Origin of the sequence: Paraburkholderia sp. 35.1 (genome assembly GCF_050436525.1) — a bacterium.
Classification (GTDB): Bacteria; Pseudomonadota; Gammaproteobacteria; order Burkholderiales; family Burkholderiaceae; genus Paraburkholderia; species Paraburkholderia tuberum.
Map to the genome: position 1 here is coordinate 17,087 of NZ_JBNDMJ010000001.1, position 24,187 is coordinate 41,273.

Genomic DNA, 24,187 nt, shown 5'->3' on the forward strand with positions numbered 1-24,187 from the left:
GTTGACGAGCGAGGCTTGATGTACCCTCGCCTCGTGGCACCACGGTCCTCGGCCGGTAATAAATAAATGTAGCGCCCCCGGGCGGCCCAATCAGGAAGGGCTCGGACGCCTTGCGCCGTCGACAATCAGGATATAATTTCGTATTGAATACAACTCTTGGGCGGTCATCGTGACACTTACAGAACTTGACGGGGTCGACTTCCCATCCCAGATCGCGTCGGAGATGCGCAAACTGATCAATCGCGGAACACTCGCGCCGGGCTTGCAACTTCGCCAGTCCGATCTGGCCGAGCGTTTTGGCATCAGTCGCGTGCCAGTGCGCGAAGCGCTCAAGCTTCTGGCAGCTGAGGGCATCATCGAACACGACCCGAATCGTGGGTTTTTCGTGGCGCCCTTGTCCAGTGACGAGGCACGTCAACTCTATCGGATGCGCCATCTGCTTGAATCTGAGTTGCTCGCCACCATTGTCTGGCCCACCCCGCCCCAGTTGAAGAGCCTCAAGGCGATGGTGGCCGAGCTCAATCAGTTACTGGCAAGCGGCTCGCGCGACGCCTGGATAGAGCGCCACCGGGCGTTTCACGACGCGATCTTCGACCTGTCAGAAAACAAGATCCTAAAGCGTGAAGCGTTGCGGCTGATGCGCCTGACCGATCGGTATCGCTCGTTGGCGGCGGACATCACGCGCCATGGTACGCACCTCGACGCGCGAATCGAGGAACAGCTTCTCAAGGCATTGTCGGCGAAAGATCGCAAACTGCTCCTGAGCACCTACGACAAGGGCCGCGCCATCGTGCTCCAAGGCTTGATGGCGGTTTTGGCTGCGCGCGGCGTTTAGGAATGTTCATTAAGGGGCCGCCGGGATCAGGCTGGTCCGCGGCGCGCCCGTTTCGCTGCTTCTAGAACCGCAACTGCATCCCGGCAGCGGGGACCGACTGGATCTTGCCCGCCGCCGCGGTGCCAATTTCGGCAGGGTAAGCGCCGTTCGTAGGTAAGCGGTAAGCCATGGGCGTTATAGATCTCGCGTAGAGGCGATCGCACAATGCTCTTCGTTCAATTCGATCAGGAGCAGGCGATGACATCAGCTAGAGAAGAGCAATCGGAAACGGGATGTTCTGCTGGACCGAACTCGGTGCCAGGCACGGTATCGCGCAAAGCCTCCTCGTGACGTGCAAGCTACACGACATCGATCCCTACGATTATCTGGTCGACGTGCTGCAGCGCGTGGGCCAGCATCCGGCATCGCGCGTGCATGAACTCACGCCGCGGATGTGGAAATCGCTCTTCGCCGGCAATCCGCTGCGCTCGCCCTTGCATCAGATCGCCTGACATCGCAAGGACGTCGGTGAATTGCCGATTACGTTCGTACGCTGAAACACACCGGCCAGGTGGACTGCGGTGGTTTTGGATAGCGCGTGGGTGAGCTGGATCGCCGCTTGGTTGATTGCGACATTCTTCAAAAAGGCATTGTCGTTCCGAATCGGTGTGGGCTGCACCAAGATTCCATGCCGGGGCGAAGTCAGCTTGACCGCTTGGACATGCGCTTGCCGCTCACACGGTCCCAGTTGATCGCCTCAGGCCCGTGGGCACGCCGTTGTTGATGATGGGCGGGTACGGGACGACTGCGGCCACCGCGCCGATCTGCGCGGGACCCGCGACACAGAGCAGGTCGGCGCCGAAGCGTCCGGTGCGAAAGTTCAGCATGCCTCGTGCTGCTCCCGTTGCGGGATCAATGCCGCCGGCCAGCTTGCCAGTCACGGTAAAACACGACATTTGTATCTTGCTAGAACACGACATTCTCATATTGCCGCTACATGATGTCGAGGCCAGATAGAAATGTCGGGGTTGCGACTTTTTAGAAATGTCCGGTTTTGAGGTTCAGAAATATCTATGTTAGGGGGCTTTTGAGCACCGAGCCAACCCGCATTCCGGCAGTTCCCAGAATCGCTTTATTCAACTGCGCCCGGGTCAGCTCGCGCTGCTTGCGGGTGCCCACCTTGCGCTCCTTCGAGCGTGGTGCCTCGCCCTGATTGGTCCTCGATGGCGAGCCTGACGCGCGCCGGTCATCGCGCTGCGCCTGAATCACCTGCGCCAGCTGCAACGTGTGTCCCAGCCGCTTGTTATCGACCACCGCCGCCTGATCGATCTCCGAGAGCCGGTCATACGGCACACGGGGCAGGGCAGCGCCATTCACCCGGATCTCGATGCGCCCATCCGGATACTCGAACACATCCAGATAACGGTGAATCAGCCTGCGGTTGGCGACCGTGTCTTCCAGCAGATAGATCACCCGGTCGTACTGGACCGTCAGCACCTTCGACACGCGCCGCGGCACACGAACCGTCAGGATCAGATCAAGATCGTCGTCGGCACGCAGCGGCCGGTGTGCATCGAAGGTGCTCCGCGGCATCTTGCCAAACCGGCCGTTAAAGTCAGCGATGAAGTGGGGCGCGTACGCATTGGCGGCCTCCTTCGTGGTGATGCCGCGTAGCCGCAGTTCCTTCACGAGACGATCCTGCAACGTCAGGTTCGCGCGCTCGACGCGCCCCTTCGCCTGACTGCTGTTGGCGCAGAACGTATCCACATTGAGCTCGTACAGCGCGCGGCCAAACTGCGTCACACCCTTGCCAGGCGTCGCCGAATGGCTGTTGCAATGGAAGACGCTGGCCTTGTCGCTGTACAGCGCCACCGGCTTGCCATGCTGTTCCAGGTACGCGCGCATCGCCTCGAAGTAGCTGAAGGTCGACTCGGTCGCCGTGAAGTGCAGCGCCATCAGCCGGCCCGTTGCATCGTCGATGAACACCAGCAGCGTGCAGGCCGGCGCCCGGTCCTCAAACCACCGGTGATCGCTGCCATCGATCTGCACCAGTTCACCCAGGCAGGCACGACGGTTTCTCGGCTGATGCAGCTTCGGCGGCCGCTGTTTGCGGGGAATCCACAGCCCGGCCTCACGCATCCAGCGCCGCACGGTTTCCTTCGCAAGCATCACGCCGTGACATTCCCACAGTTTCTCGCACGCGAGCGTCGGCCCGAAATCGGCATAGCGTTCGCGCACCAGCGCATGGCCCGCGCACGGACATCCACCGGCAGTTCGCGGTTGCTGGGCTGTCCACGCCGCGCTGAAACCAGCCCGGCCGGTCCCGCCGCCTCGTAACGCCGCACCAGACGTTCAACCTGACGGACGCTCAACGCAAGGCGGTCCGCTGCCTGGCCCGGCTTCAGACGCCGCTCGCAGACAGCCTGTACCACTTTCAACCGGTCCAGCTCGGTCATCGACATGGTGATCGTCCCGGATGCGTTCATGGCCAGCGCTCCTGAAGAGATACTGGCCACCAGCCTGAACCCGCAAACACGACATTTCAATTTAGCGGAAACGCGACATCTGAACTTTGGACTAACATTCTCTGTCGAGGCCAGATAGAAATGTCGCAGGGCTGGCTAAATACAGATGTCGTAGTCTTGATGTCGGGTTTGAGTCTGTCTTTAACGGTTTGAATCCACGTAGTGTCGAAGGACAGCCTTGAACGGGCAGGGCGTGTCAGTCCGTTCAGCGAGTGCGTGCAGACCGTTGGCCAGGTGTTGAAGGCGTCTTCGACTGCTGTGCGATCTGCACGATTGCCTGGTTCAGGTCGGCTCGGGTGAATGCGCGTTGCTTCTTCGTGCCGGGTGAGGGTTTGGGTTTGCGTACCGCCGCACCACGATTCGTACGTGATGGCGAGCCCGAGATCCGGCGGTTGTCGCGCTGCGCCTGCAGGGCTTGCGCGACCTGCAGCGCATGACCGAGGCGCTTGTGCTCGATCACGGCACCCTGATCAATCTCCGCGAGCTTGTCGTACGGCACACAGGGCAGCACGACGCCGTCCGCGCGGATCTCAAGGCGCCCGTCCGGATACTCCCACACGTCGATGTAGCGGCCGATCAGCCTGCGGGTCGCCGGCGTATCGTCGAGCAGCCAGATCACGCGATCGTTCAGCAGCGTCAGCGCATCCGACACCTTGCGCTGGACCCGCCACGTCAGGATCGTGTCGAGATTCTCGTCGGCGCGCAGCGGCCGGTGCGCATCGTACGTGCTTCTAGGCAGCTTCGCGAAACGCGCGTTATAAGCGGCCATGAAGGCGCAGGCATAAGCGTTCGCGGCTTCGATGGTGCTGATATCGCGCAAACGCAGTTCCTTCACGAGGCGGTCCTGCAGCGTCAGGTGAGCCCGTTCGACACGCCCCTTGGCGGGGCTGCTGTTGGCGCAGAACGCGTCGATGTTCAGCTCGTACATCGCGCGGCCGAACTGCGTGACGCCTTTGCCCGCCGTCTCCGCGCGCTTCTTGACATGGAACACGCTGGCGCGGTCGCTGTAGAACGCCACCGGCTTGCCATGCCTTTCGAGATACGCGCGCGTCGCCTCAAAGTAGCTGAAAGTCGACTCGGTCGCTGTGAAGTGCAGCGCCATGATCCGGCTGGTGGCATCGTCGACATACACCAGCAGCGTGCACGCCGGTGCCCGTTCCTCAAACCAGTGATGGTCACTGCCGTCGATCTGCACCAGTTCGCCGAAACAGGCGCGTCGGGCACGCGGCTGATAGACCTTCGGCGGTCGCTGTTTGCGCGGCACCCACAGGCCCGCGTCCGTCATCAGGTGCCGCACGGTTTCCTTCGACAGCACCAGCCCATGGCATTCACGCAGCTTCTCGCACGCGAGCGTCGGCCCGAAATCCGCGTAGCACTCGTGGATCAGTCCGAGCGCCCGGTCAAGCACCGTCTGCGGCAACTGATGATTGCTGCGCACGCCGCGCCGCTGCGAAACGAGCCCAGCGGCGCCTTCGTCGCGGTAGCGGATCACAAGCCGCTCGACCTGGCGTCGGCTCAAACCCAGCCGTTCAGCAGCGCGCCAGGTCATCAGCCGCGCCTCGGCAACCGCCTCAATGACCTTCAGCCGGTCAAGCTCCTGCATGCTCATCGTGATCGTCCCGGTGCGCGTCATGGCGGTCTCCACAGGCAGGAAAACCGCACCAGCATGCGCTACAGATCCCTGGGGTACGACATCTGTACTTTGCTCAGGTACGACACTACTACTTTGCTCCCACATTCTCATTGTTGATAAATTACGTTATGTCAAATTGTCGGGGCGATTGACAAAAACTGACAGCCGTGTCGGCGCTGGCAACCACACAAGGAGAATATAAGACGGCGCTGCACTGGCCATTGCGAGCGGCGAGTGCGAACTAAACCAGAAGCGACGCCCTGGTCATCTCCCTCGAGGAGCAAAGCGTCGAGGCGAGGCTAGCCGACCACCATCATGATCTAGGAGTGTCCGACCGACCGCATCACAAAGAGGCGTTCGTCCCACACCACGGGTTGCGGCTCGGTCACGGCAATCCGCGTCGCGTCGGGGTGTGCGGGATTGACCAGCACGTTGAACTCTGCACGGACCACGACGGAAGGAACGATCAGGAGCGCGCTACGCGACTCGGTCAGCCAGGCGTCGCCGAACACCCTTGCCACCTGCAGTGCTGGCGCATCCCATCCCCCCGGCAACGATTCGGCCGAATGGCGTTCGACGCGAATATCGTCGGGAACCGCTGCTTCAACCCATCCGTGTGTCTTCGGTACCTTGCCGATGCGCGCATGAACAAGAACCTCGAGCATCGCACCGGCGAAGGTCGACGCGGCGTAGATGACCGGTCGCCCCGGGCTATTGAAGCGGCCGCCCACCAGCATCGCGCCGGTGCCACTCCAGACCGGGTGTCGAGTGTCGGCGATTCGAAACAACTTCACGCCGGCAACCCGTAAAACAGTTTCCAGAGCAGCTCTTCGACCCGGCGCGCGCCGAGCTCGGTCAGCGCAACATCGAGCGGCGCCCGCCCTTCGAGCTCCGGGTGCGGCGCCGACAGGAATTCCCGCGCGTCCTCTTCGTCGTTCCAGACGTAGGCCGTCGTCGCGACGATCCTGGCCAGCCGCTCAGTCTTTTCCGATTCGTCTGGCGTCAGCCGATCGCGACGCCGCTTATAGGTCGCTTCGGGGATGATGCGGGCAAGTAGCGCACGCCGGGCGTCGGCACCCTGCGTCGCATGTTCGACGCCCGCGCGCAGCGCGGACTTGGGCAGGCCGTCGCGGACAAGTGCCTCGAGTTCCGCGAGCGTGTGCGGGACCTGCCGCAGTTCCATGACCGCGGCCACTGCTTCAGGCGTGATCAGTGACATGCGACTCCCGACCAAAGTATCAGTTGATGCCTAATGATAGCGCAATTGATACCGTCCGCAAACCCATCTTCGATCTAGCGGGCTCCAGCGGGGAGACTGCCGAGGCGGTCTCCTCGACATCGTCCGTGCCTGCGAGAATCGCCCCGGCCTACAGAAATCTTTCATACACGAAACGCTCAAGCAACTAAGCATCCGCTCGCGACAGGATGTCGCACCGGGCACACGGATAAACCATTTATAGTGCACTGCACAAGCCCGTGTGATTGGCAGGTGCGATCTGACGGTCGTGTTATAGTGCACTGCACAATCTCCGTCCGATCGGCAAGTGCGATCTGGCGACCGCGTCCGGCGTTGCCGGGTTGCGGACAGACATGCCGCTGAAGGTGAATCGCCACGCCTGTCAGCTACGCCCAGTTTCTGTCTACATCATCAAAATGAGGTCCCTGTGAAATACCTTCCCCGCATCGCCGCGTCTGGAGCACTCCTGGTCGTCGCTCTCGGTATCGTCACCTTCGCCCAGATCAAGTTCGCGCCGCAATCCGCAGACAACAACCCGGTTGCACGGATCGTCCTGAACGTCGAGTCGCAACTGAACGGCTGAGCGACTCCACCGCTGTATGTAGCCCGCGCCCCACAGGCAAAGGCCGGCAAAGAAAACCCGCCAGGCTCCGAAGAGAACTGGCGGGTTTGAGCTACTGATTTCGGATTCACACGCCAGGCGATGGTAACGGAGTTGACGCCTGCTCAGTCTCCTCCAGCGATCAGTCAGCCTCCATGTCCACGGCATCGAACACCTTGGCAGGTCACCAATCGTCAATTCGAGACGCTTCATTGTGGCCTCGTGAGACAGGCAATCGTCCCCCTCGACGTTTCGATCATCAGAAACTTAAAGGAGCGTGTCGCCACACTGATCCAGCGCAAGCCAGCCCTCCCCGCCTTGCGCAAATTGTCACCGCGCAACCTGAAGGCATGGCCGAATCCAGAATTTGTGCAGCAGCCTCCTGCACAAATTGAAACCCCTTCGGCTTGGTAAACATAGGATTGCGAATTAATCTTCGATCATTCCTTTTATGTCAAGTGCAAACGAACCGGGGGGATAAACGAGGTGGAACAGCCCCCTGAATCTCCGGACACCTATCACCTCTTAAAGTCGAGGATAGTCTTGTGACTGGTTTCAAGCCTAGCTAGTGAATGGCACTTACTTAAGCCTACATGGAGGAGAAGACGCGGGTAAGTGCTTGAAGAGAAAGGGAGGGGGCTGATCCAGGGATTGATACGATGGTTGTTACCAGGCAAACACCGTCTCATTCCAAAGATCAGCCCCCATGGATCGTAATGCACGAAGTCATCACAGGCAAACACGAAGCAGGGTTCAAAGCCGGGCGTGCAGGGCCCAGGCGGTAGACTACTTCAACATACTGACGAGCCCGGGGCTGTTGGGCATAACGGAAGCGTATTTGCCAGAACATCGGGAACGGCTGTATCCGCCGACGGTGACACTGTCGATGTTCATGCGCCAGGCGCTGGAAGAGGACGCCTCCTGTCAGAAGGCAGTCAACGGGTGGGCGGCGCAGCGAGCTGCCGACGGGCTGCGGCCCATGAGTGTGCGTACGGGAGGCTACTGCCGCGCTCGCCAGAGACTGCCGCTGACGATGGTGCGGGAGTTGGCGCGCGAGACGGGGCGCCAACTGCATGAGCAGGCCGAGCCTGCCTGGAAGTGGCGCGGGCGCCCGGTCAAGCTGGTTGACGGCACCGGGATCTCGATGCCCGATACGCCGTCGAACCAGGCCCGTTTCCCGCAGTCCAGTGCTCAGGCCGAAGGAGTGGGCTTTCCATTGGCCTATCTGGTTGCGGTGATCTGTCTGGCAAGCGGCGCAGTACTGGAGTCGGCGGTCGGAACTTACGCGGGCAAAGGCAGCGGGGAGCTGACGGCGTTTCGCATGCTGCAAGGCACGTTTCGCAAAGGTGACGTGATCGTCGCCGATGCCTTGTACTGCCACTACTTTCTGATGGCCTCAATGATCGCCGCCGGGGTGGACGTCGTGATGGAACAGCATGGGGCACGCCGCACCGACTTTCGGCGAGGCCGGTCCCTGGGCACGCGCGATCACATTGTGACGTGGCCCAAACCCCGGCAGCGTCCCGACTGGATGACGCATGAGCAGTACCAGGCCTTCCCCGATGAACTGATGGTGCGCGAGTCCAGGCTGCATCACCGGGTGCTGGTCACCACGATGCTTGATGCACGCAAGACCAGCAAACAGGACCTCTCGCAGTTGTACGCCAGGCGCTGGGACGTGGAACTGGATCTACGTAACATCAAGACGACGATGGGCATGGATGTGCTGCATTGCCAGACTGCCCACATGAACGAAAAGGAGATCTGGGTCCATCTGCTGGCCTACAACGTGATTCGGCTGCTGATGGCTCAGGCCGCCAGTCACCATGCCACTGACCCGAGAACACTGAGTTTCAAACACACGGTGCAGTTATGGACTGAATGGCTGGCCAGAGGTCTGACGGCAACTCACAACCAGAGTCTCCTGTTCAACCTGATCACGCAGTCTTGCGTTGGGAGTCGCCCCGGTCGCATCGAACCACGAATGCGCAAACGAAGACCGAAGTCCTACTCATGGCTGAAAGAGCCTCGTCACATCGCACGTGAGCGCGTCCAAAAATATGGGCACGCTCCACGGGCTTAAGTAAGTGCCATTCTAGCTAGGGTTTGATTCCACTGGTGCAGCTCATCATCCAAACAACGAGCTCACTCGACCTTCGATAGTGCGATAGAACTCCATCGTTGCGGCGATATCGGCATCGCCCAGATCACGCGACACCAACCACCGATTCAGGTGCGAACCGGGACTACACGCCGACAGGGCGAATCACAAACATGCTCAAGAATATGCAAAATGCGCAAGTTCTTGGACGATCGGTTGGGCTCCCGTTGCCATTCACGAGCCTCGCAGGCATGCGCCCACGTTTTCGCAGTCGAATGCATAGTCTTGACGTGCAGTAGTCCTTATCCATATCAGCATAGTAACAAATCTACGGCTGCAGTACTAACCGGGTGTACGCACTGGCCGCACTCAAGTCCATCCTCGGTGCATCCAGCGCTGTCTGGACGGCCTCGCCGGTGTGCTGGAAATGATCCACCAGACTCGATGCCGGATCCAGCCCTCACGCTCCTATCCAGGGCCACCCAGAAAAGCCAAGCCCCACTTCCATCTCGCGTACAAACTCGCTTCATGCAGTGAGGCTTAAGTTGAGAGCGTTGCCCCGCACAGGGGCAATGCTAATAAACCAATAAGAAATCAAGGAAAGGCCAAAGCAGCAGGCGAACAACAAGGAAGAGTCAACTCCGCAGGCGAACAAACCCAGCCTCAATTGGAAGCCGCCGCAGCACCCACACCACCCGCTCCGGCCGTCTTCACAGCCGCTGCTTCCCCCGGATGCTGAATAGCATAAATCTCCCGATTCCGGGCAATCGTCGCCTCACTAGGCGGATAGTCATCCTTAGGCGCCGGCACTAGCCCTTCAGCCTGGGCCTGCTGCAACTGGGCCAGCACTTCAGCCCGCGTCAACCCTGACGAATTAGACTGAGCAAAAGCAGTCGACCCAATCGACAAACCAAGCGCGGCAACAGCAACAGCCAAAGCGGTAAAACGTTTCATGATGTCTCTCCGGATATGTGCAAGAAATGAGTGGCCTGAACCACGCTTCCCATTCTTGTCATTTCAGCTGTCGGAGCACTGACCTTCGGATTACCGTTTTGTTATCTACGCACCGCGCCTGAATCAGAACAGAAAACCCAAACTCCAGATAACAGAACGGTAATCTATCCGACCACCGCCGGTAAGCGCCACCCCCACACACTCCGAAGAAGCCCGCGTCCCGCGCCGCCAGGCGTTGAAACAAACCGTGCGCTTCCCTCTGCCTCTTTTCAGGAAACCGTCATGTGGATCGTCAAGCTCGCGCTGCGCCGCCCATATACATTCGTGGTTCTTGCGGTGTTGATTTTTATCGTCGGCCCGCTCGCGATACTGCGTACACCCACCGATATCTTTCCGAACATCGACATCCCGGTGGTCAGCATCGTCTGGACGTATAACGGCTTTTCCGCACAGGACATGGCCAACCGCATCACGTCGAACTACGAGCGCGCGCTGACCTCCGACGTCGACGATATCGAGCATATCGAGTCGCAATCGCTGAACGGCGTCTCGGTAGTGAAGATCTTTTTTCACCCGGGCGCTGACATCAATCGCGCGATTGCCGAGGCGGCCTCCAATTCGGCTTCGATCCTGCGCGTGCTGCCGCCCGGCACGTTGCCGCCGAACATCATCACGTACAACGCGTCGACGGTGCCAATCCTGCAACATGGGCTCTCCAGCGACACGCTGTCCGAACAGCAGCTCTATGATCTCGGCAACAGCCAGATCCGCACGCAACTGGCGACGGTGCAAGGCGCGTCGGTGCCGCTGCCGTTCGGCGGCAAGGTGCGGCAGATCATGGTCGATATCGATCCGCGCGCGCTGCAGGCAAAAGGCCTGTCACCACTCGACGTGGTCAACGCCGTCAACGCGCAGAACCTGATTCTTCCGGGCGGCACCGCCAAAATCGGCACGAAGGAATACAACGTGCAGATGAATGGCAGCACTGACACGGTGGCCGCGCTGAACGACCTGCCGATCAAGACGGTAGCCGGCGGCGTGGTGTATGTGCGCGACGTTGCCCATGTGCGCGACGGCTATGCGCCGCAAACCAACATCGTGCGCAGCGACGGCAAACGCGCGGCGCTCCTCACCATCGAGAAGTCCGGCAGCGCGTCGACGCTCACCATCATCCAGCAGGTCAAGGCGATGCTGCCGCATATCGCGGCTGGCTTGCCTAGCGCGCTGCACATCACCGCGCTGTCGGATCAATCGGTGTTCGTGAAGTCGGCGGTGGTGGGCGTGGCGCGCGAGGCCGTGATCGCCGCCGCGTTGACCGCGTTGATGATCCTGCTCTTTCTCGGCAGTTTGCGCGCCACGCTGATCATCGCGGTGTCGATTCCGCTCGCGGTGCTGACCTCCCTGATCGCGCTGTCCGCGCTCGGACAGACCATCAATATCATGACGCTCGGCGGGCTCGCACTCGCGGTGGGGATTCTCGTCGACGATGCCACGGTCGCTATTGAAAACATTACGCATCATCTGGAAAACGGCGAGCCGCTGCACGACGCGATCCTAAACGGCTCCGGCGAAATCGCCGTGCCGACTTTCGTTTCGACACTGTCTATCTGCATCGTATTTGTGCCCATGTTCCTGCTTTCCGGCGTTGCGCGTTACCTGTTCGTGCCGCTCGCCGAAGCGGTGGTGTTCGCGATGATCGCGTCGTACTTCTTCTCGCGCACGCTGGTGCCGACGCTCGCGATGTACCTCATGCGCGCACGCAGCAACGCGCCGGTGACGGGCAATGGACCGATTGCGCGCCTGATCCGCTTCCAGGCCGCCTTCGAGCATCGCTTCGAGATGCTGCGCGAACGCTATCGCGGCGTACTCGGCTCGGCGGCAGCGAGTCCGCGGCGCTTCATCGCGATCTTTCTGCTGCTTTGCATCGGCTCGCTCGCGCTCGTGCCGTTTGCGGGGCGCGACTTTTTCCCCGCCGTCGATACCGGCGAAATTCGCCTGCATTTGCGTGCACCGACTGGCACGCGCATCGAAGACACCGCGCGCATCACCGATGAAGTCGAAGCCCGCGTGCGCAGCGTGATCCCGAAGCAGGAACTCGCGGCCATGCTCGACAACATTTGTGTGCCGGTGAGCGGCATCAACCTGACCTACGATTCCTCCGACCCGATCGGTCCGGAAGACGCCGACGTGATGATCACACTCGCGGCGAAGCACAAACCGACCGCTCAATATGTGGCGACGCTACGCACGACGCTCGCCAGGGATTTTCCGGGTGTCATGGTCGCCTTTCTGCCCGCGGACATCGTCAGCCAGATTCTGAATTTCGGGCTGCCCGCGCCGATCGATATCCAGATTGTCGGCAACAAGCTCGATGCCAACCGCGCCGTGGCGAACCGCCTGCTCGCGCAACTGCGCGGCGTGCGCGGCCTCGTCGATGCACGCATCCAGCAACCGGGCGACGAACCCGCGATCAATGTGAATGTCGACCGTACCCGGGCAATTCAGGCCGGCCTGTTGCAACGCGACGTGTCGCAGAACCTGCTGATCGCGTTGTCCGGCAGTTCGCAGACCACACCGAATTTCTGGCTCGATCCGCACAACGGCGTGAGCTATCCGCTGATGGCGATGATGCCGCAGTACGACATCAACTCGTTGCAGGCGCTCGCCAATATTCCGGTCGCGCAAACCGGAGGCACCGGGTCCGGCATGATGACCACGGCCGCAAACACGGGCGGTCCGGCGCCGCAAAACCTGCTCGGCGCGTTGAGCACGCTGACGCGCGGCACTCAGCAAGCCGTCGTCTCGCACTACAACGTGCAGCCGGTGCTCGACATTTTCGCGTCGGCGCAAGGACGCGATCTCGGCGGCGTGGCGGCCGACGTGACCCGGCTCGTCGATCAGATCCGGCCGCAATTGCCGCCGGGCGCGTCGATCGTCATGCGCGGCCAGGTGCAGGCGATGCACGATTCGTTCAGGGGACTCGCGAGCGGCCTCGTGTTCGCCATCGGCCTCGTCTATCTATTGATGGTCGTCAATTTTCAGTCCTGGCTCGACCCGTTCATCATCATCAGCGGCTTGCCGGGCTCGCTCGCGGGCATCGCGTGGATGCTGTTCAGCACCGGCACCCGCCTGAGCGTGCCGGCGCTGACCGGCACCATTCTGTGCATCGGCATTGCCACGGCCAACAGCATTCTCGTCATCAACACCGCGCGTGAATTTCACCATGGCGGCAAGCCGCCGCTGCGGGCCGCGCTCGAGGCCGGCTTCAGTCGCTTCCGTCCGGTGCTGATGACCGCCCTCGCCATGCTGATCGGCATGCTGCCGATGGCGCTCGGCCTCGGCGACGGCGGCGAACAGAATGCGCCGCTCGGGCGCGCCGTGATCGGCGGCCTCGCGCTCGGCACGGTGTCGACCTTGCTGTTCGTCCCGGTCGTCTACGGGATGGTGCATGCATGGCTCGACAAACGCCGCGCGGCGCGCACCGACATACAAGAATCCGGCGTTCCCGCCCGCACTCATTGACTCCGACGAGACCTTGCCCATGAACGATTCATCCCTTCCGCCCGAGCTTGGCGAGCGGTCCAAAGCGTTCGCCGAGACCGCCGACACCGCGCGTTTGCATAGCGACAACGAAACCCGGCATGCCACGGCGGCAGCGCCCGCCAGCACGAAGCCGCGCCGCCGCCTCTGGCCGCTTGCGTTGACCGGACTTGCCGCGGCGTTGCTGATCGTCGGCATCGTGCCGCGCCTGCATGCCAGTGCCGCGCTGACGCAACAGACGCAGGCGCAAAGCGTGCTCAGCGTGTCGGTCGTCACACCGCGCGCCGCGCCGGCCGTCCAGGAACTGTTGCTGCCGGGCGCGGTTACGCCGTTCGCGGAAGCGTCGATCTATGCGCGCACGAGTGGTTATCTGGCGCACTGGAACACCGACATCGGTGCACGGGTGAAAAGCGGTCAGACGCTCGCGACAATCGAAGCCCCCGAACTGGATGCGCAATTGCGCCAGGCCCACGCCGACGAAGCCACGGCGCAGGCCAATTTCGACTACGCGAAGACCACCGCGCAGCGCTGGCAGGAGATGCTGAAGACCCAATCGGTCGCGCAGCAGGACGCCGACACCAAGGTCAGCGACATGGAAGCGCGCCGTGCGATGCTGGCGTCGGCGCAGGCCAATGTCGCGCATCTCGCCGAACTGGTCTCATACGAGAAGATCACCGCGCCGTTCGACGGCGTGATCACTGCGCGCAACGTCGACGTCGGCGCACTGGTGACGGCGGGCGGCACGCCCGGCACCGCGGGCATGTCGGGCGAACTGTTCCATATCCAGCAGAACGGCGTGCTGCGGGTCTTCGTCGACGTGCCGCAGAACGACGCGCCCTATATCACGCCGGATACCGGCGTGTATCTGACCGCCCAGCAGTATCCGGGGCGCCGCATCGCGGCAAAGGTGGCGCGCAGCGCCGGCTCGATCGATCCGTCGAGCCGCACGTTGCGCGTCGAGGTCGACGTCGACAACAAGGATGGCGCGCTGATGCCCGGCGCTTACACGCAGGTGCATCTGCAATTGCACTCGACCACGCCGGCGCTCGACCTACCTGTCAGCGCCTTGCTGTTCCGGCCGGACGGCGTGACGGTCGCCGTGGTCGATAGCAACGGCCGTGCGCTGCTCAAGACCGTGCATATCGGCCGCGATTTCGGCACGCACGTCGAAATCACGACAGGCCTCGCCGCCACCGACCGCGTGATCGACAACCCCGGCGATTCGCTGAACACCGGCCAGATCGTGCAGATCGCGCCGGCCATGCCTGGCTAAGTGCATCGTCACAGAAAGGATTCACTGATGGTTTCTCTGTCTCTTTCACGGCCGGTGCAGCGCCGGCCTGATCATCAGCGGACGTCGGCAAAACGCCGGCTTTTTAGTGCCGGCGTCGCCTATGTATTGGGGCATCAGTCCTGCGCGGTCGGATTCCGGCGGCCTTCGAGATATTGTCTGCGCCAGTCGAAGACCTGATTGGCGGTCTGTTGGGGACTCTTAATTTCCGCTCTCGGTTTGCTGTGCGGAGAGTTGCGTAGCGCGCCATGCAGCTGATATAAAGTCATTTGTCCCACAACTTCGTATCAGCGCAACGGGGATTACAGTTGGCGCGGAAGTAGATCGAAAACTGTGTCTGCCGGAGCAAGGCGATGCACCGCTAGAATCTCTTCACCGGAATCACTCCGGAGCGATCGGGCGTCCCGCACTCCAGCGACGTCACAACGACGTTGAGCGGAGGGCAATTCGATGAAGGACGATCGGCAAACCGAAGTGGAAAGCGGCACCCTGCACACGCACGACCCTGAGCTTCAACTCGTGGAACTGCTTGTCGAACTCTGGCAGGCGCAGCAGGCGTCACCGGACAAACCATGGTCGCTCGCGAAGCTCAGCAAACGTTCGCAATTACCGATGAGCACGCTCAGGCGCTTGCTGACGGAACTGGGTACGGCGGGCCTCGTCGATGTAACGATTCACCCCGACGGCACCGGCTCCGCGACGCTGACCACGCAGGGCCTCGATCTATGCACCGAACTCTTACCCGCGTGAATGGCTGCCGACGCCGGCGAGCACGGCTTCATTGAGGCCGGTCTGCGGCCGCGCCCCATCAGCCTCCTGTGACAGGAGGAAAGAACGCCACTTCGCAACCGTCGTTGAGCAAGCAGGCATCCGAACCCATGACGCGGTCAACTGCGACACGCACCGGCCGCCCGCCCGCAAACGTGGTTGCTTCCGCCTCGCCGCGCGCGGCCAGTTGCCGGCGAAGATCCGCTACGGTAGTGCCCCTGTTCGCGATGTCGACTTCTTCGACGGCGATACCCAACATTTCCCGCACGCCGGCGAAATATCTGACGGTGACTTTCATCGTTTGTCCTGATGCCCGGTTGCGGGCCTGTCTGGATGGTGAGTGAAGCCGTGGCAATTGTGATTCGCATCCGGTCAGCCGCCGACGAGCGACATACGCACCGTCGGGTAGTGCTTTTTCCCCGGCATGGCTCGCTTTTCTTCGCGCAGTTCCGAGTAGCGGTCGCGGCGGCGAGCCCAGACTTCGCGGATCTCGCCGGCGAGGTCGCCGGCGCCGCAGCCGCGGTCCAGCAGCCGTCGCAGATCGAACGATTCGGTGGCGAACAGGCACAGGTACAGCTTGCCGTCCACCGCGACGCGCGCTCGCGTGCAATCCCCGCAAAACGGCTGAGACACGCTCGAAATGAAGCCGACCTTGCCGCCGCCGTCAGCGTAACGGTAGGTCGCGGCAGTATCGCTGCCGCGCGCCGCGGCACGGGGGACGAGCGGGAAGGTCTGCTCGATTTCGCGGCGGGCGTCGGCGGAGGTGAATACGTTGCCCTGCGTCCACGACGCGGCGCCGCCGACGTCCATGAATTCGATAAAGCGCACGGTCACGCCGCTAAACCGGAAATGGCGGGCTATCGGCACGATCTGATGTTCATTGACGCCGCACTCGACGACCGTATTGACCTTCACCGGTGCAAGCCCGACGGCGCACGCTGCTTCGATGCCTTCGAGCACGCGCGCAACGGGAAAATCGACGTCGTTCATGCCCCTGAACAGACGGTCGTCGAGACTGTCGAGGCTGACGGTCACACGCCCGAGTCCGGCCACTTTCAGCGCGCGCGCTTTCGCGGCGAGAAGCGACCCGTTTGTCGTCAGTGCAAGTTCCACGGGGCGGCCATCGCGTGTCGTCATTGCGGCAAGCCTTTCGATCAGGCGTTCGAGGTTCTTGCGCAACAGCGGTTCGCCACCGGTCAGGCGGATCTTTTCGACGCCGAGGTGCACGAAGGCGCCGGCGACCGTGGTGAGTTGCTCGAATGAGAGCCGGGCAGACGAACTGAGGAACGAATAGTCTTTCGTGAACACCTCCTTCGGCATGCAGTATGTGCAGCGGAAGTTGCACTGGTCGATCACCGACAGCCGCAGGTCCTTCAGCGGACGGCCGAGCGCATCGATGCATTCGATGTCGGGCCATGCGGCGGCGCCCGCATCGGTGCGTGAAAGCGGCGAGCGAATCGCGACGGTGTTAGTCTCAGGCAAGCAAACGGTGCTCACGACGATCTCCCTTAAACAAGGCGCGGGCGACGCGGGGAACATCCGTGTCCGCGTCCAGCATAGTGTCAGGATAAGGCCGCGCGGCGCGAGACCTGCATACAGTAGGGTGCCGTTTGAAGGGGTACAGTTCGCGCGCCCGATCCGGCGCGTGCGTCATGCGCAGTCCCGCAGTCCGGCATCGGCCTGCAAAGCGTTGCGTCCTGCCGGTGCGTGTCTGCGCCCGGCGACCTCAGACTGGCTGCGCGCCCGGCCTGCTGGCTGACGATCTGATGGATCGACGCCGGCCCCGCCGAGAACGTATGGATACGGCTCGCGATGTAGACGCGCCGGAGCCGGTACTGGGTCTCGCCGACGGCCTGCCGGATACGCTGCGCGTTTCGCTCGAAGCGTTGGGCCCAGCATTGCATTGAACATTGAACGAAGAGGAGCTTTCGGGACCGCTACAAGCGTAACATCCGCTGCGCGCTCAGGCAGCCTCGCGCATACACGCAGCCGCAAGCTTGCCGAGCTTCACCACCGCGCCTTCGATTTGCGGCGACCACGCGTAGCTGTAATTGAGTCGAATAAAGTTGCTGTAGCTGTTGGAAGTCGAAAACATATACCCCGGCCCGATCGTGATGCCGTTTTCCAGCGCGAGCTGATACAGCCTCATCGAGTCGATCTGCGGCGGCAACTCGACCCACAGCACGTAGCCGCCAGCAGGATGCGACGTTCTCGTCCCTTCTGGAAAGAACCGGTTGACGACCGCACGCATCAGGTTCGCCTGCTGCGTGAAGACCTTGCGGACTCTGCGCAGATGGTGTTCGTAGCCGTCGTTCTCCAGATACTCGGCGATCGCCAGTTGTGGAATCGACGGCGTAGTGAGCGTGTTGAGAAACTTCAGCTTCTCGACCTGCTGGCGGTAACGCCCCGGTAGCGCCCAGCCGATCCGGAATGCCGGCGTCAGGCTCTTCGAAAACGACGCGCAGTGCAGCACCAGCCCTTTCGTGTCGTAAGCCTTTAGCGCGCCGGGATGCGCGTCGCCGAAATACAGTTCGTGATAGACGTCGTTTTCGATAATCGGCACACCGTGGCGCGTCATCAGCTCGACCAGTTCGCGCTTCTTTTCGTCCGGCATCTGGAAGCCGAGCGGATTCTGGAAGTTCGGCATCACCATGCAGGCGGCGATCCGTTGCTTCTCCATGATCCGCGCCAGCGCGCCGACGTCGATACCAGTGCGCGGGTCCGTCGCGACTTCGATCGCGCGCATCCCCATCCGCTCGATCGCGTGCAGCATCGCGTAGAAAGTCGGCGATTCGACGGCCACCGTTTCGCCCGGTTTGCCGACCGCCTGCAGGCACAGATTGATGGCCTCCGTCGCGCCGACAGTCACAACGATTTCGTTCGGGTCGATCGACGCCCCGTTCTCAAGATAGCGCCGGGCGATCTGCCGGATCAGCTCAGGATCGCCTGGCGGCAATTCGGACTTCACGCCCCATTGGGTCTGGCGGCGCGCGATCGCGTAAGCGTAGCGATTGATCTTATGAAACGGGAACAGCGATGGGTCCGGATACGGCGAACCGAGCGGAATCGCGTCGTCGGCGCCGATCGAGCGCAAGGTCGACAGCACGAGGCGGCTTACGTCCACCCGTGCAGAAACCGCAAGCGGCGTCGACGCATTCAGTTCGAGCGCGGCACCGCGGTGCGTGCCGCTCGCATCGGAGCGCACGAAATAGCCGGACTGCGGACGGCTCTCGATGACGCCCTTGCTCTCTAGCAGCAGATACGCGCGGATGACCGTGGTGATGCTCAGCCGGTGATGCCGGCCCGTTTGCCGGACCGATGGAATGCGCTCGCCGGTCCGGAGGACACCACTGTGAATCTGCTCTTCGATGTCTTTCGCCAACTTTTCGTATAGCTTCACCTCTCCCCCGATCGTCGAACGCAGTTTGCCCGTCGCGGCCCGCGCGCCGTTTTCGCGCACAGTGTCATGGATTCGTCTGCGGCGTTAAAGCTGTACTGTTTCTAACCCTGCCGATGTGTGCGTTCAGCGCATGACTGAACGCTTTTAATCAACCCAAAAGCCTTCTGCCAAATGTGATCGAATTCATTGCTTGCCGTGAAAGACGGTGGGGTCATCAGCCTACTTCCGTTGAGTGACCACTGTTGGGGACTCTTACAGTAATGTCCGCTCTGGGTTTGCTATGCGGAGAGTTGGGTAGTGCGCCATGCAGCTGACCTAAAGTCACTTTCCCACAACTATCTCAAGTTGTAGAACGCCGACTTGCCCGGGTAGCTGGAGCTATCGCCGAGATCTTCCTCGATACGCAGCAGCTGGTTGTACTTCGAGATACGGTCGCTACGCGACAGCGAGCATCGCCTGCGCTTTTTGCAGCGCCGGCTTCAGCTCTTCCGGCTTGAACACGCGAATCGCCTTGCAGCCGAGACCTTCGGCGACGGCGACGTGATCGACGCCATAGCCGTTCATCTCCGGCGAGTTGATGTTCTCGAAGCCGAGCTGCACGCAGAAGTCCATGTCGAACGCGCGCTGCGCCTGGCGAATCAGCCCGAGGTACGAGTTGTTCACGACGACATGCACGTACGGCAGCTTGAATTGCGCGCCGGCCGCGAGCTCCTCGATCATGAACTGGAAGTCGTAGTCGCCTGAGAGAGCAGGTCGCACTACTTCCCGAATGCGTCGATGACTACATTGGACAGGACAACCCCGTCAGGGTCATCAATGCCTTTGTCGACGAACTGGACCTTGCGGAACTTGGTTTCAATGGCATCATGCCGGCGCTCACGGGCCGCCCGTCCTATCATCCTGGCGCGATGCTCAGGATCTATATCTACGGGTATCTGAACCGTGTGCCTTCGAGTCGGCGTCTCGAGCGCGAATGCCAGCGTAATGTCGAACTGATGTGGCTGACAGGACGTCTGGCACCAGACTTCAAGACGATCGCCGACTTTCGCCGCGACAACGGCCCAGCCATTCGCAACGTATGCCGACGTTTCGTCGAACTGTGTCGTGGACTGAAGCTGCTGTCCAGTGACATGGTGGCGATCGACGGCAGCAAGTTCAAGGCTGTGAACAGCCGTGACAGGAACTACACGGCCGGCAAGATCGACAAGCGTCAGCAGCAGATTGAGGAAAGTGTTCAGCGATATCTTGACCTGATTGAAACCGCAGACCGGACCAGCCGGACAGGTTTCGACGTGAAGACCGTGCGCCTGTACGAGAAGATCGCTCTGTTGCGCCAGCGGATGCGTGAGCTCGAGCAAATCAAAGCGCAGCGCTGAAGAAAGAACCGGACGGACAGCTGTCGCTTACCGACCCGGATTCTCGTTCCATGACCAGCAGTGGCAAACGAACCGGAACGGTCGGCTACAACGTTCAGGCCGCCGTGGACACGAAACATCACCTGATTGTTGAGCACGAGGTAACGAATACCGGAAGCGATCACGGGCAACTCAGCAGGATGGCTTTATCGACGAAGAACGCAATGGGCAAGCCGAAGCTAAAGGCATTGGCCGATCGAGGTTACTTCAGTGGTCCAGATATCCGTGCGTGCGAACTGGCAGGGGTCAAAGCGTATGTCCCGAAACCACTGACTTCGGCATCAAGGATGAAGGGCCTCTTTACCAAGCGAGACTTTGTCTACATCGCGAAGAGCGATGAATATCGATGCCCCGCTGGCGAGCGTGCAATTCGTCGATTCACGACTGTTGAGCATGACATGACTCTGCAGGTCTAACTGGCCCAGTGCCTGCCCGCGCTGCCATCTCAGGGAGAGATGTTCTCCCAGCGACTATCGTCGCATTCGACGATGGGAACACGAACACGTACTGGAAGCCATGCAGCATCGGCTTGAGCGGAAACCGGATGCAATGACCATCCGCAGAAGTACCGTTGAGCATGTATTCGGTACACTCAAGCACTGGATGGGTGCCACGCACTTCCTGACCCGCACGCTTGGAAGAGTGAGCACTGAAATGAGTCTTCAGGTACTGGCCTACAACCTGAAGCGGGTCATGAATATACTTGGCGTTGCCGGGGCGATAAAGGCGATGAGGACGGCTGAAAGCTAAGGCCCCGAGGGGCTTCTTTGCGCTTGAGACGTTACGTTAGCGCGAACCCGATCTACCAATCCCTATTAACCGGACGCGTGAACTGGCCTTCGGCGATAAGAAATCTGTTTTCGCACGCCCTCGGCCGATTTGGGACCGCAGGCAAGATTCGACGCGGTCGGTCAAGCTTTACAAAACGATGTTCGTGATCACCATTTTGGCTAACCATTCCAAACCGAACGGTTGTCACGAAACTCCTGCCTCGCTGCGCACCACCGGCCGAAAGCACAGCAGGTCGTCCAGACATGTCCGTCTGGAACGGTGACGGCTAATTGGACAGGGAGAAGGGATCCGATCGAAAGGAAAGGAATGGCTCGGGCGGCCTCCCGGACCGCCAGCCTTCGTCGTGCCCGTCCTGCGAGCCCGGTTGTCGCCAGGAAACCATCGAACAGGCCAAGGGTAAAGATTTTGCCAAACGTGTCGATATAACGAGGAAGGTGTCGCCCGATCACGAATTCATCTGCAGGGACGTTCGTCCTCCACCTGTACCTGCAGTATCGGGCTCGCCAGTTCAAGGTATCATTCCGTCGAACTGGAGAGCGCGTGCTAACGAAGCGCTTGTTTGTCTTCGCACTTAAGCCCAGGCTTTCCCGAGCATTTCTGAAGAACATGATTCGAGTCGCAAGCTCCTTTGTCACAAGACCGGCCCTGTTCATTTTCGCTGGGATTGCAATCACGCTCGCGACCACCGGCGTCACGGTAGTCTCGCTGTACGAAATGAGACTGGACGCGATGGCACAGGCGCGCGATGCCGCACAAAACCTCGTGATCTCCCTGCAAAAGGAGACGGAGCGTAATCTCGACATCTATCAACTCGCCATGCGCGATGTCGTGACAAGTATCGAGACGCCCAGCATTTACCGTCTTCCCCCAGAAGTCCGGCAGCTCGTCGCTTTCAGCACGGCTAGCAATGCGAAAGAACTGGGCGCATTGTTCGCGACAGATGCAGCAGGCAATTTGATTCTCGACTCCCGTTCCGTTCCGCCGCGCAAGCTCAATGTGAGCGAGCGGGATTACTTTCAGGTTCAGCGACAGAAAAAAGATGCTGGCTTGTACCTCAGCAAGCCTTTCCTACCGCGCGCAGGCGATCGGGAACAACCGCAGATCGCATTGAGCCGGCGACTTGAGGATAAAGACGGCCAGTTCGCGGGCATTGTCGCCGGTACACTTCGGCTAAGCTATTTCCGCCGGTTGTTCGAAGACTCAATACTCGGTCAGCACGGGACCATTACGCTGCTGCGCACGGACGGGACGGTCCTGGTGCGGCAACCGCATCACAAGGACGATATCGGCAGTTCGCTCGCTGGCGGCCATTCGTTTCCACCACTCGTGCAATCGGATCACGGAACGTACGTCGACATTGCGGTACTCGACCACGTTGAGCGGCTGTACAGCTTCAGGCGGATTGGCCGCTACCCACTGGTCCTCGTCGTCGGCTTCGCGACTGGGGACATCTACGCAGGATGGCGCAAACGAGCAATTGCCATCGGCATCGTCACTTTCGTTCTCGATGTGCTCTTCATCACGTTGTCACTGATGTTCAGCGGACAATTGCGCAAGAGACTGGCAATGGAACGCCAATTGCAGAGACTCGCGTGGTTCGACTCGTTAACGGGCTTGCCTAACCGGGCGCAACTCCGGAGAGACGCACTCCGCGTCCTGACGGACGCCGGCCGGAATTCGTCGAGTTTCGCAACGCTGTTTATCGATCTGGACCGTTTCAAGCGCATCAACGACACACAGGGGCATGCCGCCGGCGACGAAGTGTTGAGCGAGATCGCAAGTCGTCTTCGGGGTCATGTCCGGGGTCAGGACGTGATCGGCCGGCTCGGCGGAGACGAGTTTCTCGCCATATTGCAGAACTGCGACGTACTTGGGGCCACCCACATAGCCGGACGCATTCTGCAAGCGGTAGATCAGCCTATCGTCATCAACTCCAAGCATGACAGTAGCATCACGATCAGTGCCAGCATCGGCATCTCACTCTATCCGCACGACGGACAGGACAGCGATACCCTGCTGAGAAACGCGGACATGGCGATGTACCAGGCGAAGAGCGCGGGACGTAACCAGGTGCATTTCTACGCTCCCGAGTATGAGCGCCAGGCCAAAGAACATCTCGAGCTGGAAATCGCGCTGCAACGAGCCTTGAAAGCAAGTGCACTGAGTGTCGTCTACCAGCCCAAGGTCGATGTGACTGGAGGGCTGCGCGGTGTCGAGGCCTTGGTGCGCTGGTACAGCGATAAGCAAGGGTTCATTCCGCCGGATCGCTTCATCGCCGTCGCGGAAGAAAGCGGTCTGATCGCAGAGGTGGATGCATGGGTGCTCGGCGAGGCCTGCCGCCAACTTGCCGAGTGGCGCTCAGGTGGCATCGACGTGCCGAACATTTCCGTGAATGTCTGTGCCGCCGACTTCAGGCGGCCAGATTACCCCGCCTTTATCGCGCGCACTCTGCGGGCTCATGGCCTGGATCCTGAAGACCTGATCCTGGAAATGACCGAGCGAGTCATGTTTGATGAGTCGGCCGATGACATTCGCACGTCGCTCGATGCGATACATGCCCTGGGAATAGCGCTGTCGATAGACGACTTCGGTACGGGCTACTCGTCCCTGAGCTACCTCCACCGGTTCCCCGTCAAAGAACTGAAGATTGACAAAAGCTTCGTGCGGGATATCGGGGGCGACGCAATGGCAGAGTCTCTGGCACAGACTGTAATGAACATTGGCAACGTGCTAAAACTGACTGTTGTCGCTGAAGGCGTGGAAACGCAAACGCAGCGCGACTTTCTGAGCGACCATGGCTGCCATTTGTATCAAGGACATCTTTTCTCGCCGCCGTTGCCGCCGGAGGGTTTTGCGCTCTGGATACAAGCGCATCGGCAGCGAACGTACACACGCGGACCAACCAGTGCTCACATTTTGATGGAAAGCCTAAGCGCGCAGGTAAGCTAATTCGACGACCGACGTTATGACCGTTTAGCGGGTATCGTGACAATGCCGTCTGACGTGATGACGGTGCCGTCACGCCCGCGTGGTGATGTCCTGTTCGACCGGGGGCGGCTATCGCGAAGGATCTGGCTCGATACTGCTTCTGGACTCAGCCGCCAACACGGACATCG

Annotated in this window: 15 protein-coding genes and 5 pseudogenes; 9 read left to right on the plus strand and 11 right to left on the minus strand. The window is 60.8% G+C overall.

Annotated elements, in window-relative coordinates:
- Positions 1-169: 169 nt before the first annotated feature.
- Positions 170-835, plus strand: a complete 666-nt coding sequence (locus tag OKW27_RS00110; RefSeq protein WP_429332120.1) for a GntR family transcriptional regulator — start codon at positions 170-172, stop codon at positions 833-835.
- Positions 836-1,101: 266 nt separating this feature from the next.
- Positions 1,102-1,326, plus strand: a pseudogene (locus OKW27_RS00115) (transposase domain-containing protein); the annotation flags it as partial.
- 222 nt (positions 1,327-1,548) lie between these two features.
- Here the strand turns inward: OKW27_RS00115 and OKW27_RS00120 are convergent.
- The 5 genes and pseudogenes from OKW27_RS00120 to OKW27_RS00140 all read right to left on the minus strand — a co-directional run bounded on the left by OKW27_RS00120 (position 1,549) and on the right by OKW27_RS00140 (position 6,191).
- Complete coding sequence (locus OKW27_RS00120; protein ID WP_429332121.1) at positions 1,549-1,770, minus strand: hypothetical protein; 222 nt, start codon at positions 1,768-1,770, stop codon at positions 1,549-1,551.
- 115 nt (positions 1,771-1,885) lie between these two features.
- Positions 1,886-3,276 (minus strand): annotated as a pseudogene (locus OKW27_RS00125) (ISNCY family transposase).
- Positions 3,277-3,544: 268 nt separating this feature from the next.
- Positions 3,545-4,972, minus strand: a complete 1,428-nt coding sequence (locus OKW27_RS00130) for an ISNCY family transposase (RefSeq protein WP_429332122.1) — start codon at positions 4,970-4,972, stop codon at positions 3,545-3,547.
- A 320-nt stretch (positions 4,973-5,292) separates the two neighbouring features.
- A complete protein-coding gene (locus OKW27_RS00135) occupies positions 5,293-5,766 on the minus strand; it encodes an RES family NAD+ phosphorylase (protein ID WP_429332123.1) in 474 nt (157 codons plus the stop codon).
- A complete protein-coding gene (locus OKW27_RS00140) occupies positions 5,763-6,191 on the minus strand; it encodes an antitoxin Xre/MbcA/ParS toxin-binding domain-containing protein (protein WP_429332124.1) in 429 nt (142 codons plus the stop codon). The genes OKW27_RS00135 and OKW27_RS00140 overlap by 4 nt, the downstream gene beginning before the upstream one ends.
- A 445-nt stretch (positions 6,192-6,636) precedes the next feature.
- On the opposite strand from OKW27_RS00140, the gene OKW27_RS00145 reads away from it, so the two are divergent.
- Both OKW27_RS00145 and OKW27_RS00150 read left to right on the plus strand, forming a co-directional pair.
- The gene (locus OKW27_RS00145; protein ID WP_158608233.1) at positions 6,637-6,792 is read left to right on the plus strand and encodes a hypothetical protein; all 156 of its coding nucleotides are present in this window, start codon (positions 6,637-6,639) and stop codon (positions 6,790-6,792) included.
- Positions 6,793-7,516: 724 nt separating this feature from the next.
- Positions 7,517-8,893, plus strand: coding sequence for an IS4 family transposase (locus tag OKW27_RS00150; RefSeq protein WP_429332125.1), 1,377 nt, complete (start codon positions 7,517-7,519; stop codon positions 8,891-8,893).
- 681 nt (positions 8,894-9,574) lie between these two features.
- Here the strand turns inward: OKW27_RS00150 and OKW27_RS00155 are convergent.
- On the minus strand, positions 9,575-9,865 hold the full coding sequence (locus tag OKW27_RS00155; protein WP_429332126.1) for a DUF4148 domain-containing protein: 291 nt from the start codon (positions 9,863-9,865) through the stop codon (positions 9,575-9,577).
- A 282-nt stretch (positions 9,866-10,147) separates the two neighbouring features.
- On the opposite strand from OKW27_RS00155, the gene OKW27_RS00160 reads away from it, so the two are divergent.
- The 3 genes from OKW27_RS00160 to OKW27_RS00170 all read left to right on the plus strand — a co-directional run bounded on the left by OKW27_RS00160 (position 10,148) and on the right by OKW27_RS00170 (position 15,446).
- Positions 10,148-13,387, plus strand: coding sequence for an efflux RND transporter permease subunit (locus OKW27_RS00160; protein WP_429332127.1), 3,240 nt, complete (start codon positions 10,148-10,150; stop codon positions 13,385-13,387).
- A 19-nt stretch (positions 13,388-13,406) separates the two neighbouring features.
- Positions 13,407-14,678, plus strand: a complete 1,272-nt coding sequence (locus tag OKW27_RS00165; RefSeq protein ID WP_429332128.1) for an efflux RND transporter periplasmic adaptor subunit — start codon at positions 13,407-13,409, stop codon at positions 14,676-14,678.
- A gap of 468 nt (positions 14,679-15,146) precedes the next feature.
- Positions 15,147-15,446, plus strand: a complete 300-nt coding sequence (locus OKW27_RS00170; protein ID WP_429332129.1) for a transcriptional regulator — start codon at positions 15,147-15,149, stop codon at positions 15,444-15,446.
- Between the two features lie 58 nt (positions 15,447-15,504).
- Here OKW27_RS00170 and moaD read toward each other — a convergent pair whose 3' ends face one another.
- From moaD to OKW27_RS00195, 5 genes and pseudogenes are all read right to left on the minus strand, one after another.
- Positions 15,505-15,762, minus strand: coding sequence for a molybdopterin converting factor subunit 1 (gene moaD, locus OKW27_RS00175; protein WP_429332130.1), 258 nt, complete (start codon positions 15,760-15,762; stop codon positions 15,505-15,507).
- 74 nt (positions 15,763-15,836) lie between these two features.
- On the minus strand, positions 15,837-16,922 hold the full coding sequence (gene moaA / locus OKW27_RS00180) for a GTP 3',8-cyclase MoaA (RefSeq protein ID WP_429332817.1): 1,086 nt from the start codon (positions 16,920-16,922) through the stop codon (positions 15,837-15,839).
- A 505-nt stretch (positions 16,923-17,427) separates the two neighbouring features.
- On the minus strand, positions 17,428-18,864 hold the full coding sequence (locus tag OKW27_RS00185; RefSeq protein ID WP_429332131.1) for a PLP-dependent aminotransferase family protein: 1,437 nt from the start codon (positions 18,862-18,864) through the stop codon (positions 17,428-17,430).
- A 335-nt stretch (positions 18,865-19,199) separates the two neighbouring features.
- A pseudogene (locus tag OKW27_RS00190) lies at positions 19,200-19,313 on the minus strand (hypothetical protein); the annotation flags it as partial.
- Positions 19,309-19,614: pseudogene (locus OKW27_RS00195) on the minus strand (thiamine pyrophosphate-dependent enzyme); the annotation flags it as partial. The pseudogenes OKW27_RS00190 and OKW27_RS00195, both read right to left, overlap by 5 nt.
- On the opposite strand from OKW27_RS00195, the pseudogene OKW27_RS00200 reads away from it, so the two are divergent.
- Together OKW27_RS00200 and OKW27_RS00205 are read left to right on the plus strand one after the other, a co-directional pair.
- A pseudogene (locus OKW27_RS00200) lies at positions 19,605-21,029 on the plus strand (IS1182 family transposase). The pseudogenes OKW27_RS00195 and OKW27_RS00200 sit on opposite strands and share 10 nt — an antisense overlap.
- Before the next feature lie 582 nt (positions 21,030-21,611).
- Positions 21,612-24,020, plus strand: a complete 2,409-nt coding sequence (locus OKW27_RS00205) for a bifunctional diguanylate cyclase/phosphodiesterase (protein WP_429332132.1) — start codon at positions 21,612-21,614, stop codon at positions 24,018-24,020.
- The last annotated feature ends 167 nt before the right edge of the window (positions 24,021-24,187 follow it).